At 73.1% G+C, this 12,231-nt stretch carries 8 protein-coding genes; 5 read left to right on the forward strand and 3 right to left on the reverse strand.

Annotation, left to right across the window (positions count from 1 at the left end):
* Nucleotides 1-61: 61 nt before the first annotated feature.
* Complete coding sequence (locus OG900_03260; GenBank protein ID WUH89252.1) at nucleotides 62-880, reverse strand: DUF3152 domain-containing protein; 819 nt, start codon at nucleotides 878-880, stop codon at nucleotides 62-64.
* A gap of 176 nt (nucleotides 881-1,056) precedes the next feature.
* On the reverse strand, nucleotides 1,057-2,883 hold the full coding sequence (locus tag OG900_03265) for an adenylyl cyclase (GenBank protein ID WUH89253.1): 1,827 nt from the start codon (nucleotides 2,881-2,883) through the stop codon (nucleotides 1,057-1,059).
* A 379-nt stretch (nucleotides 2,884-3,262) separates the two neighbouring features.
* Between OG900_03265 and OG900_03270 the strand changes: the two genes are divergently transcribed.
* The 3 genes from OG900_03270 to OG900_03280 are packed head-to-tail and all read left to right on the forward strand — an operon-like array spanning nucleotide 3,263 to nucleotide 8,329.
* Nucleotides 3,263-4,207: an ABC transporter ATP-binding protein gene (locus OG900_03270; protein WUH89254.1), complete on the forward strand. Its 945-nt coding sequence runs from the start codon at nucleotides 3,263-3,265 to the stop codon at nucleotides 4,205-4,207.
* Nucleotides 4,204-5,574: an ABC transporter permease gene (locus OG900_03275; GenBank protein ID WUH89255.1), complete on the forward strand. Its 1,371-nt coding sequence runs from the start codon at nucleotides 4,204-4,206 to the stop codon at nucleotides 5,572-5,574. Before OG900_03270 ends, OG900_03275 begins: the two co-directional genes overlap by 4 nt.
* A 4-nt stretch (nucleotides 5,575-5,578) precedes the next feature.
* A complete protein-coding gene (locus OG900_03280) occupies nucleotides 5,579-8,329 on the forward strand; it encodes a phosphoesterase (protein WUH89256.1) in 2,751 nt (916 codons plus the stop codon).
* 70 nt (nucleotides 8,330-8,399) lie between these two features.
* Here OG900_03280 and OG900_03285 read toward each other — a convergent pair whose 3' ends face one another.
* Nucleotides 8,400-8,942 (reverse strand): DoxX family membrane protein, encoded by a 543-nt coding sequence (locus OG900_03285; GenBank protein ID WUH89257.1) that lies wholly within the window; start codon nucleotides 8,940-8,942, stop codon nucleotides 8,400-8,402.
* Between the two features lie 381 nt (nucleotides 8,943-9,323).
* On the opposite strand from OG900_03285, the gene OG900_03290 reads away from it, so the two are divergent.
* On the forward strand, nucleotides 9,324-10,259 hold the full coding sequence (locus OG900_03290) for a DUF2236 domain-containing protein (protein ID WUH89258.1): 936 nt from the start codon (nucleotides 9,324-9,326) through the stop codon (nucleotides 10,257-10,259).
* 27 nt (nucleotides 10,260-10,286) lie between these two features.
* Entirely contained in the window at nucleotides 10,287-12,122 is a 1,836-nt protein-coding gene (locus OG900_03295) for a response regulator (GenBank protein ID WUH89259.1), read from the forward strand.
* Nucleotides 12,123-12,231: the final 109 nt, after the last annotated feature.

Consider the following 12,231-nt stretch of genomic DNA (forward strand, 5'->3'; position numbering starts at 1 on the left):
TGTGTAACCGGCCGGGAGTTGTGTCCGGATAGGGGGGTGCTCGCGGTGTCCGTCCCCGTTCTCAGGGCACGTGGGGGCCGCCGAGGTAGCGGCCCCGGGAGTCGTAGGGCCAGGCGTTCGCGACGCAGCCGTGCAGGCCGTCGATCTGCTGCATCATCGCGGGCGCCGGCCGCCCGGGACCGGGACAGCCCTCGTGGCCGTGGCCGATGCGGTGCCCCACCTCGTGGTTGATGATCAGCGCCCGGTATTCGCCGACGGGGCCGGGGAATTCCGGTGAGCCGGTGTTCCAGCGCTTGAGGTTGACGACCACCTGGGCGCCGACGTCGCAGTTCACCTCGCCGTGGGTGTGCAGGCCCGCGGCCCCGCAGATGGCGTCCACGGTCGCCGGGCTGGCGATCTTCACCACGAAGTCGTAGGAACCGCTCGACACGAGCTGGAAGGCGTCGCGGCGGTCGGCGGTCCAGCCGCGGGGATCGCCGAGTATCCGCTCGATCTCGCGGGCCGCGCTGTCGGCCGAGACGCCGGTCCCCCGCTCGACCTGCACCTTGTAGCGCCGGACCTTGCCCGAGCCCACCGCCGAGCCGGACACGGTGGCGGTGCTGAAGACCCCGTCTCCCTTTTGCGGGCCGGGGTCAGGGCGGCTGCTCGCCGTCGGGCCCGCCGCCGTATCCGCCGCCGCGCCGGGCGCCGCGCCGGGCGTCGCGTCCCGCGCCGCGTCCGACGTCCCGTTCGACGTGTGCGAGACCGCCACAGCGCCGGCCAGCCCCACGGCCACCACCGCGAAGAGCGTGGACAGGCGGCGCCTGCGGGCGCGCCCCTTGGCTCTCCCGCCCCTGACCGGCCTCGTGGCCTGTGACCTGCGTTTGTTAGCGTGCTGCATAGCGGTTCACCCTGCGTGTGCCAGGTGATCGCAGGTTGCCCAAAGGGTCACGGGACCGTAACAGGCGACTGCTGCGAGCGTCCGTGCCGGGCGTCCGACGTGCGGGAACGGCCGGTCGGGCGGGTCCACGGGGGACCCGCCCGACCGTCGGACTCGGACTCGGCGTGGTTCGGCGGTCAGACCGTCGCGACGCCGTTCGTGTACTTCTTCATGTTGTAGACAGCGAAGCCGTTCTGGACGGGGTCGCCACTCCTGTTGATGCAGTGGAGCATGCCGCCGCCGCCCGCGCCGTTGAGGCAGACCGTCATCAGGTCGGTGAAGACGACGCCCGGGGTGTCGGGCACCTCGTAGGTGCGGTCGGTGTAGATGTCGGCGTTGAGGTTGAAGAAGCAGTAGCTGCCCAGGCCCCACGCCAGGTGGTTCCGCACGTGGTCGCCGACCTTGTAGGACGCGTAGCCGTTGGTGGTGCCGTGCACCCAGGAGGACTGGGTGGGGACGTCGTACGGGTTCTCGTTCTGGAAGAAGTACGTCCGGCCGTGGTCGCCGTTCCAGATGACCTCGTACTTCTGGTAGTGCTCCACGAACAGGCCGTAGGTCGTGACGTGGTCGCCGTTCACCAGGATGCCGGTGTCGGCCGGGTTGACCGCCCAGCCCACGGTGCCGTCGAGGCCGTGGTCCGCGCGCCACAGCCACAGGTGGTCGCAGATGACGTCGTTGCTGTCGATCTGCACGCTGATGCCCGCGCCGCCGGCGATGGCGCCGCCGATCCGGGCGAAGACGTCGTAGAGCACGGTGGGGTCGCCGTCGTGGCGGCGGCGGCTGCTGCCGTCGCCGACCCGGAGCAGGACCGGGGTGTGCGCGGAGGCGGCCTCGACCAGCACGCCGGCGACGCTGACACCGCTGACGTCGGCGACGTCGATCAGGGTGTTGCCGTGCGTGGAGCGCAGCGTCGTGTAGCCCAGGCCCAGCACGACGGTGTTGGCGCGGGTGACCCGGATCGTCGAGGACAGGTTGTAGATGCCGGGCGTGAAGAGCAGGTGCCGGCCCCGGGCCAGCGCCCGGTTGATCTCGGTGGCCGAGTCGCCGGGCTTGGCCACGAAGAACTCCGACAGCGGGATGCTGTGTCCCGCGGCCCGCCCGCGGGCCCAGGTGGTGCCGGTGCTGTTGGTGCGCAGCGAGGGCACGAAGACCTGGTAGGAGCCGTGCCGGTCCACCGTCAGGAAGGGCTTCTCGCGGACGACCGGGGTACGGTCGACGGTCGTCATGGGGGGCGTGGGGAAGGACTGGGCGGGGGCGCCCTGCACGCCGACGAAGACCATGTTCCAGTTGGAGCCGACCCAGCTGCCGATGGTGTCGTTGCGCGACAGCCACTGCTGCTGCGAGCCCGACTGCACCTGGCCGTCCACCACGCTGTCGGCCAGGTAACCGCCGCTGGACCACCCGTTTCCGGGCGGGCTCGGCATCAGGTTGATGTCGCCCTTGATGTGGACCCTGCGCATCGGCCCGGCCTGCGCGACGGCCCAGCGGTTCAGGCCGTCCGGGGGCGCGATGCTCAGGTTCTCCGCGGCCCGCCAGAAGTCCTGTGTGCCGTTGCCGTCGAACCACTGGGCGTCGACCGTGACATGACCGTTGATCAGCACGTCGTCGGGGCTGTCGCCGAGCCCGAGCACATGGGTGTAGAAGCCGACGTTGATGTCGACGTTGTACGTACCCGGCATGAAGGCCAGCGCGTACCGCTCGTCGCCGAACTGGTTGGACTCCTGGACGGCGAAGACGGCGTCGACCTTCGCCTGGATCGCCGCGTCGCCCATGGAGGGGTCGAAGACCAGGACGTTCGCCCCGAGGTCGGGGCCCCGGTGCGGGTCGTGCGAGTGGTGCCGGTCGTGCGAGGAGTGCGAGGACGACGCGGCGGCCGACCCGGCGGCGATACCGCCGGCCAGCGGCACCGCGGCGGCGACGGCCGCCCCGCGCAGTACGGAACGGCGAGAGGGAATAACGGACACGGCTCTCCCTGGAGTGGTGGATTGGGGAGGTGGTCACGGTTGGTCCTGAACCGCGAGAGAGCGCTCTCAGGGACGAAGTGAAGCATCAGGGCTATGCAGCGTCAATAAAGAAGTAGTCATCAACCGTCCAGAAGATGAACGCAATCGGCCGCCGCGATCGACACCACTGGGGCGCGTGTGGCCACTGCGGACCTGGCCGTCCGTCGCCGGGCGACGCGCCCGCGAAGACGCGGTGGTCACGGGCCCGGCGGCCGCGATCGGGCCGGAGCCCGTGGCGGGAGGTCGTCGCCTTTCGTTCAGACATCGTTCAACCGCTCGACCGCGCACGGGATTTGGGCGGTCCCTAGGGTCCCTGGGAGGCGTGTGGAAGAAGGGACTCATGGAAACTCCCCCCGCAGTGCGGGCTCGTGGGATCACCAAATGCTTTGATGAGGTCGTCGCGCTCGACGGCATCGACCTCGATGTGGCGCCGGGCCGGATCCACGGCCTGGTCGGGCCCAACGGCGCCGGCAAGACAACGCTGCTCGGCCTCCTGCTGGGCCTGGCCGCCGCCGACAGCGGCAGCCTCCGCGTCCTCGACACCCCGGCCGGGCGGGCGCTCGCCGCCCCCGAGGGCGTCGCCGGCTTCGTGGACGGGCCGGGGCTCTACCCCTCGCTCACCGCCCGGCAGAATCTCGCCGCGCTGGCCGCGCTCCGCGGCGGCCGCGGCGGGCGGACCACCGGGATCGACGACGTGCTCGACCAGGTCGGGCTCACCGACGTCGCCGACGACAAGGCCCGCGGCTTCTCCCTCGGCATGCGGCAGCGGCTCGGGCTGGCCGCGGCCCTGCTCGCCGAGCCCAGGCTGCTGGTGCTCGACGAGCCGTCCAACGGCCTCGACCCGGCGGGCAAGAAGCACGTGCACGGCGTCCTGACCCGCCTCGCGGCGGAGGGCACCGCCGTCGTGCTGTCCAGCCACCGGATGGACGACCTGGAAGCGCTGTGCTCCGAGGTCACCATCCTCGCCACCGGGCGGGTCGTCTTCTCCGGTCCGTTGAGTGAACTGGCGGCCGAGAACCGCGAGTTGGACTACCGGCTGCTCACCTCCGACCCGCGGGCCGCCGGCGCCCTCGCCGCGGACACGGACGGCGTCCGCGTCGTGGAGGGCGCCGGGGAGTGGCGCGGCGCCGAGGCGCTGGTCGTACGCGCCCTGGTGCCTGCCCTCGACGAACTGGTCGCGCGGCTGGTGCGTAAAGGCGTCGCGATCCGCGAACTGGCCCCCGTGGTATCGCCGTTGGAAGCGGCCTTTCTCGCCCTCACAGAACCGCAGGAGGCCGGCCGATGACCGTGACAGCGACCGCGCCGGCCGCCGGGAGAGACGTCGCGGGGGTCCGCCGCGTCTCGGTTGCCCGGGGCTACCGCTTCGAGCTGGTCAAGCTGGTGTCCCAGTGGCGTATCCGCCTGGTGGTCCTCGCCTGCTGGATCGCGCCCGCGCTCTTCGTCGCCGCGGTGAGCCGGCAGAGCACGCTGCCCTCCGACACCCTCTTCGGCCGCTGGATGCACGCCAGCGGGTGGGCCGGGTCGCTGGTGGTCCTCGGCTTCTCCGGCACCTGGGCGCTGCCCCTGCTGACCTCGCTGGTCGCGGGGGACGTCTTCGCCTCCGAGGACCGGCTCGGCACCTGGCGCCACCTGCTGGTGGCGGTCAGGTCGCCGCGGCGGATCTTCGCCGCGAAGGCGCTGGCCAGCCTCACCGTCATCCTGCTGCTCGTGGCCGGCCTGGCCTGCTCCAGCGCGGGCGGCGGGCTCCTCGCCGTCGGCGACCACCCGCTGGTCGGCCTCGACGGCCACCTGCTCGCGCCCTCCGACGCGGCGGGCAAGGTGCTGCTCGCCTGGGTCTGCGTGCTGGCCCCGACGCTGGCGCTGGCCGCGATCGGGCTGCTCGGCTCCGTCGCGCTGGGGCGGTCCCCGATGGGCCTGCTGCTGCCCGCACTTGTCGCGCTGGCCATGCAGCTCGCCCAGATGCTGCCGCTGCCGGTGGCCCTACGCCTCGCGCTGCCCGGTTACGCCTTCATCTCCTGGAACGGGCTCTTCACCGACCCGGCGCAGCTGCGCCCGCTGATGACCGGCGTCGCGGTCGGCCTGGTGTGGGCGGTGGCCGCGACCGCACTGGCCTACGCGGTCTTCGTCCGCCGCGACTTCACCAACGCCTCCTACGACGGCACCGGGCGGCGGGCGGTGACCCTCGGCGCACTGCCGCTGGCCGCCCTGCTCGGCGCCACCGTCGCGGGGGTCGCCGTCGCGACGCCCTCCACGGGCTCCGGCATCGAGCAGGACAAGGTCCAGCGCTCGGTCGCCGTCGCCTTCGCCCACCTTTACCGCATGCAGACCGGCGAGCTGAACCGACCCGCCGTCACCGAGGCGCAGTTGCGGGTCACGGCGGCCTGCAACAAGGGCGGCGGACAGCGCACCGCCGAGGGCGCGGGCAACGACTGGCGCTGCGTCGTGTCCTGGCACCTCCCCGGCGTCCAGGCGGTGGGTACGGCCATCTACCAGCTCGACATCACCTCTGACGGGCGATTCGTGGCCGACGGCGACGGACCGAAGGAAGTGAACGGCTACTTCCTGGTACGGACCCCGATCGGGGACGCACCGAACCCGCTGTGGCAGTTCGACGGCAATGTCGAGCTGCTCCGCACCACCCCGAAGGGATAATTTCATGCAGGTAGTACGACAGCGCCGGACCGGAGAGAAGGCGCAGGTCAGCCTTCTCGGCCGGCGTGTCGGCCGCCGGAGCGCACTGGTGACGGCGTGCATCACGGTCGCTCTCGGCGTCACGGGCACCGCTGTTGCCTCGACGCAGCAGTTCGGCACCCAGCACGTCGGCCAGGTCACCCCCAAGGGCCAGGTCGTCGCCGACGACCAGTACATCGATCCGTACGGCACCCGCACGGTCATCAACGACGGCAAGATCATGTCGTCCGCGGTCAGCCCGGACGGCGGCACACTGGCGGCCGCGGTCACCGACGGCGACGCGGCGCTCGTCCTGATGGACCTCAAGACCGGTGCGGTCAAGCAGAAGGTCGGCACCAACGCCGCGGACGGCCTGCGCATCCCGAGCGCCGCGGTCGGCCAGGAAGGCCCGTCGTACTCCCCCGACGGCAAGCAGTTGTGGCTGGGCCAGAGCAACGGCTACACCAGGTTCACGGTCAACGCGGACGGCACGCTGGCCGCCCCGGTGGCCGTCCCGATCCCGGCCGACGGTACGAAGCAGGCACTGGTGGGCGCGGCGGTCTTCTCCGCCGACGGCGCCACCGTCTACTCCGCGGTCAACGGCCAGAACCGGGTCGTCGCCATCGACGCGGCGACCGGGGCCGTCACGCACAGCTGGAACGTGGGCACCGCCCCGCGCGGCCTGGCCCTGGTGGGCAGCAAGCTCTACGTCAGCAACGAGGGCGGCCGGCCGGCCAAGGCCGGCGACACCACGATCAACTCCTACGGCACCGAGGTGCCGGCCAATCCGAAGACCGGTGCGTCGACCACGGGCACGGTCAGCGTCATCAACACCGCCGACACCGCCGCCGCCGTCGGCACCATCGACGTCGGTCTGCACCCGACGGCGGTCTACGCCAAGAACGGCGCGGTCTTCGTCACCGACACCGCGGACAACAAGGTGTCGGTCATCTCCGCCGCCCGCGACAAGGTCGTGCAGACCATCGCCACCCAGCCGTGGCCGGAGGCATCGGTCGGCTACGAGCCCAACGCGGTGACGCTCACCGACGACGGCCACCTGCTGGTGACCCTCGGCCGGGCCAACGCGGTCGCGGTCTACGAATACTCCGGGGCGCAGCAGCCGGTCAGCTACGTCGGCCTGCTGCCGACGGACTACTTCCCGGCCGAGATCACCACGGTCGGCAAGCAGGTGGTGGTCTCCAACACCCGCGGTATCGACGCCCTGCGGCCCACCACCGCGGCCGGGCACGGCACCCACGACACCACCTCCAGCCTCACCCGCTTCACGCTGCCCGCCGACCGCGTCATCCGGGAGCAGACCGCGAAGGTCTTCCGGCAGAACGGCTGGGACCACGGCTCGGTCACCACCGCCAAGGGCCGCAAGGCCAAGGCCGTGCCGGTGCCGGCGCGGATCGGCGACCCCTCGACGATCAAGCACGTCTTCCTGCTCGTCAAGGAGAACCGGACCTACGACCAGCTCTTCGGCGACATGCCGCAGGGCGACGGCAACCCGGCGCTGACGCAGTTCGGCGCGAACGTCACGCCCAACCAGCACGCGCTGGCCGAGCAGTTCGGGCTGTACGACAACTTCTACGACGTCGGCACGAACTCGGCCGAGGGCCACAACTGGCTGATGCAGTCCGACAACCCGGAATACACCGAGTCGTCGGCCGGTGAGTACACGCGCAGTTACGACACCGAGAACGACGTGCTCGGCCACCAGAAGACCGGGTTCATCTGGACCGGCGCGCAGGCGGCGGGCAAGTCGGTGAAGGACTTCGGCGAATTCCAGTCGCTGGAGAGCAAGCCGGCCGGTGCGAACTGGCAGAACCTGTACTGCGACGCGAAGACCATGGACGCCACCGGCGCCCCCTCGGCGTACCCGATCTCGACGGGTTCGGCGATCCCCTCGCTCAACAGCGTCTCGGTGCCCGGTTTCCCGCTGTTCGACCTCGACGTCCCGGACACGTACAAGTACCAGGTCTGGAAGCAGGACTTCGAGAAGAGCGGCCCGGCGAACCTGAACATGTTCTGGTTCTCCAACGACCACACCGGGGGTCCGACCAGCCCGGCCGCCGCTGTCGCAGACAACGACCTCGCGGTCGGCAAGATGGTCGACGAGATCACGCACAGCAAGTACTGGAAGGACTCCGCGATCTTCGTGGTCGAGGACGACTCCCAGGCCGGCCTGGACCACATCGACGGCCACCGCGCCCCGGTGCAGGTCATCAGCCCCTACGCCCAGCACGGCACGGTCGACGACCACTACTACTCGCAGATCACCATGGTCCGCACCATCGAGCAGATCCTCGGGATCCAGCCGATGAACCAGAAGGACAGCGCGGCCACCCCGATGTTCGGCGCCTTCACCAAGAAGCCGAACTACACGCCGTTCACCGCGGTGCCCAACCGCACCTCGCTGACCGACGGCCTGGCCACCGCTCCGTCCTGCGGCCTGGACACCCCCGCGGCGCAGGACCCCACCGCCGCCACGGTGCCGGCCACGACCGCGGTGCCCGCGGCCGAGCGGCAGGTGGCGGCGCAGTGGGACACCTGGAAGACCCACCAGCGGCTGACCGGCCCGAACGCGGTCCCGGACTACGCCAACCCCGAGCAGATGGACCGCTTCACCTGGTACCAGGCCCACAACTGGGCCAGTCCCTACCCCGGCGACAAGAAGATCCTCGCCCCGGACGACGTCCCCGGCGCCTACATCCCGTCGGCGGAGACCGACTGATCCGGCACTGACGTGCGAGGAGGGGCCCCTGGCAGCCGGCCGGGGGCCCCTCCTCGCATGTGCGGTGCGGCTACTCGGCTGCCGCCTGGGGGCCGGGCTCCCCGGCGGCCACGAGCGTGGCCGTGCGGCGGTTGAGCACGACGGTGGCGGCGGCGGCGCTGACCGCGAAGGCCAGCAGGACCGTGCCCGGACTGTTCAGCCGGTGGCCGGTGAGCCGGTCGAGCGAGTAGCAGCCGGGTCCCGCCAGGCCGAGGCCCGCCGCGACGAAGCCGAGGAAGGCCGGGTATTCGAAGCCGCCCTGGCTCGCGAAGAACCCCGCGGGGGCGTGCACGGCCACCGCGCCGGCCATGGCGCCGGCCGCTGCCGCGCCCGCCACCGGAGTGGCGAGCCCCAGCGCCAGCAGCGCGCCGCCGCCCGCCTCGCCGAGGCCGGCCGCGATGGCGCTCTCCCGCCCGGGGAGGAAGCCCATGCTCTCCATGGCCGCGGCCGTGCCGTCGATACCGCCCCCGCCGAACCAGCCGAGGAGCTTCTGCGAACCGTGCGCGAGCAGCACCCCGCCGGCCCCCAGACGCAGGGCGAGCAGGCCGAGGTCCTTGCGATGGCTGAAGGGCATGGGGCCAGACCTTCCACAGACGGAGCCAGTACGATCCGCTGCCCATCCTGCCCCGCGGGACGTGCGCCCGCACGCGCTCGCGGCACCGGGGGGAACCCTCGCACACGCCCTGCGGGCGGCCGGCAGGAGGTACGCGGGGTTCGCGTACGCGCCGGCGCCCCGCAGGGTGACCGCGTCTCGCGCGCCGGCCGTGGGCCCAGTGGGTCACGCCGCCGTGAGGCTCGCGTCCGCGCGGGCGCACCCGTCCCGGGGGCGTATCGCCGCGCGGCAACCACCGGTCCCGGTCGCCTCGCCGGAGGCGGGCGTACGCCTCACCGCCGCCGCGGACGGCCCCGCCGTGGCCACCGCGCCGGAGGCGGGTGGCGTCGTAGAGTGGGGGCTGTGGTGGGCTACCCGGAGATACCCGGACTCGGCGCGATAAGGCGCCGGGTGGGGGCTGAGCTGTTCGCGCGGGTGGCCGGGCCGGACGGGGATGCCAGGCGGGAGCGGATTCACGGGTCCGCCGGTGAGCGGTGGTTCGGGGCCGAGCGGCCGATACGGGCGGTGCACGGCGACGCCTCGATGTTCGTCGGGGGCCTGCGCGCGCTGCTGCTCCAGTCGCTGCACCCGCTGGCGATGGCGGCCGTCGCCGCGCACTCCGGCTACCGGGGCGACCCCTGGGGCCGGCTGCAGCGGACCAGCACCTTCCTCGCCGTGACGACCTTCGGGACCGCGCGGGACGCGGAGGAGGCCGTCGCGCACGTGCGGGACATCCACGCCCGGGTCTCCGGCACCACCCCGGACGGCGAGCCCTACCGGGCATCGGACCCGCACCTGCTCGGCTGGGTGCACGCCGCCGAGGTGGACAGCTTCCTGCGGGCGCACCGGCGCTACGGGGCCCGGCCGCTGGACGACGACGGATATGACGCGTACGTCGCCGACACCGCCCGGGTGGCCCGTGCGCTGGGAGTCCAGGACCCGCCCCTCGACCAGGCGGAACTGGCCGCGCAGCTCGACGCCTACCGCCCCGAGCTGCGCGCCACCCCGCAGGCCAGGGACGCCGCCCGCTTCATGCTGCTCAGCCCTCCGCTGCCGTGGGCGGCCCGCCCGCCCTACGCGGTGCTGGCCGCCAACGCGGTCGCCCTGCTCCCGCTGTGGGCCCGGGTGCCGCTGGGGGTGCCCTATCTGCCGGTGATCGAGGAGACCGGGGTACGGCTGGCGGGCCGGGGCCTGACCCGGGCGATCCGCTGGGCGATGGCACCGCCGCCGGGCGTGGCCGCGTCGCCGCCAGGACCGGACGAGAGTCAGGACATTTCGGGCACGCCGAAGTTATCCTGAGGAGCATGCGGACGAGGTGGTCGTCCCGTGGGTGAGGTGCGCGGCCCACGCGGCAAGGTGGCCCGCGCGCGGGGCGGCCCCGCTGCCCGGGATCGCAGCGCCGCGCAGGTCGACGCGCTGAGCGGCGCGGTCGAGGACCTCGCGGGGCAGTTCGCGCTCCAGCCGCTGCTGGAGCGCATCCTGCGGCGGGCCGTGGGCCTGCTGGGCGCCGGCGCGGGCTCGATCAGCACCGTGGACGAGCGGGCCGGGACGTACCGCGAGGAGGCCGACCTCGGTGTCGGCTGCCAGGAGGGCGCGGTCTTCCCGCTCGGCGAGGGCGTCACGGGCGCGGTGGTCGCGCGGCGCGGGAGCTGCGTCTTCGACAGCTACGCCGATGTGCCGGGCGGCCATGTGGACCCCGCCGACCGGGTGCGGCTGCACGCGACCGTCGCCGTACCGATCATCTGGCGCGACGAGATCATCGGGGTGTGCGTCGTCTTCAGCACCGACCCGACCACCCGGTTCGACGAGGGCGACGTCGAGCTGCTGCACGTCTTCGCGCGGCACGCGGCCATCGCCATCGCCAACGCCCGGCTGCACCAGGAGGCCGAGCAGCGGGTCAGGCGGCTCGCGGTGAGCGCCGAGCGGGAGCGGGTGGTACGCGATGTCCACGACACGGTGGCCCGCGCGCTCGGCTCGATCCTGCGCCACCTCGACGCGGGCGGCCCGCTCGCGTCCACGGACGCGGAAGCGGCGGCCGACCGGCTGGAGGCGGCCCGCTCGGTGGCCCGCGCGGCCCTGGCCGACACCCGGCGGACCGTACTGGGCCTGGGCCCCGCGCTGCTGGACGCGCACTCGCTCGACGAGGCGATCGCCGTCGAGCTGGCGTGGGCGCACTCGACGGCGGGGCTGCGGACCGACCTGGTGGTCACCGGGGACCGGCGGCGGCTGGACGCGGACGTCGGCGCGCACGCCCTGCGCCTGGTGCAGGAGGCGCTGACCAACGTGGTCGCGCATGCCCGCGCCGAGGTCGTCAGGGTGGGCGTGATGTACGGGGACGACGAGGTCGCGGTGGTCGTCGAGGACGACGGCCGCGGCTTCGATCCGGCGGACGCCGGGGTGCGGCGGCGCGGCACGGGGCTGACCGGCATGGTGGAGCGCGCCCATCAGCGCGGCGCGGATCTGCGCGTCGAGTCGACGCCCGGCTGGGGCACCCGGCTCACCGCGCGTATCCCGTACACGGCCGGCCGCGACCCCGCGCACCCGGCGCTGACGCCGTGGCGGGTCCTGGTGGTCGACCGGCGGCCGGTCGTGCGGGCCGGGGTCGCGCGGCTGCTGTCCAGGTCGGGGCCCGAGATCGAGGTGGTGGGCGAGGTCGACGACGCCCGCCGGGTGGTCGACGCGGTGCGGGCGCTGGAGCCGGACGTGGTGCTGCTCGACCTGCGGATGGCCGGGCTCGACGGTGTCCGGCTGACCTCCTACGTCCGCTCCGCCAGCCCCGGCACGGCGGTGCTGATGCTGACCGACGACCTCGGCGACGAGCGGCTGGAGGAGGCGGTGCGGGCGGGCGCCCGCGGCTGTGTGGGCACCGACCTGGACGGGCCGGGGCTGGCCCGCGCCGTGCTCGCCGCGACCCGCGGCGACGCGCTGCTCACCGAGCGCTTCCTGCGCGGGCTCACCGACCGCGACCGCCCCGCGCCCGACCCGCTCACCGACCGGGAGCGGGAGGTGCGGGCGCTGGTGGAGCGGGGGCTGCCCGACAAGCAGATCGCGGCCCGGCTGGCCATCTCGGTGAAGACCGTCGAGAAGCACGTGGGGGCGGTGCTCCGCAAGACCGGGGCGCCCAACCGCACGGTCCTGGCGCACCGGGCCGCCGGGCACTGAGCCCCGGCATGGGGGGATTTCCCGCCCCGGCATGGGGGGAACCCCCGCTGACCGGGGCGGCCGCGGCGCCTAGCGTGGAAGTGCCAGGCGAACCCGAGCCCGGGGAGTC

This window comes from Streptomyces sp. NBC_00433, from assembly GCA_036015235.1.
Lineage (GTDB): Bacteria > Actinomycetota > Actinomycetes > Streptomycetales > Streptomycetaceae > Actinacidiphila.

Excerpts from the sequence above, each read along its gene's own strand:
- OG900_03260 (WUH89252.1), bottom strand. The coding sequence starts at position 880 with ATGCAGCACGCTAACAAACGCAGGTCACAGGCCACGAGGCCGGTCAGG.
- OG900_03275 (WUH89255.1), top strand. The coding sequence starts at position 4,204 with ATGACCGTGACAGCGACCGCGCCGGCCGCCGGGAGAGACGTCGCGGGG.
- OG900_03270 (WUH89254.1), top strand. The coding sequence starts at position 3,263 with ATGGAAACTCCCCCCGCAGTGCGGGCTCGTGGGATCACCAAATGCTTT.
- OG900_03285 (WUH89257.1), bottom strand. The coding sequence starts at position 8,942 with ATGCCCTTCAGCCATCGCAAGGACCTCGGCCTGCTCGCCCTGCGTCTG.
- OG900_03280 (WUH89256.1), top strand. The coding sequence starts at position 5,579 with ATGCAGGTAGTACGACAGCGCCGGACCGGAGAGAAGGCGCAGGTCAGC.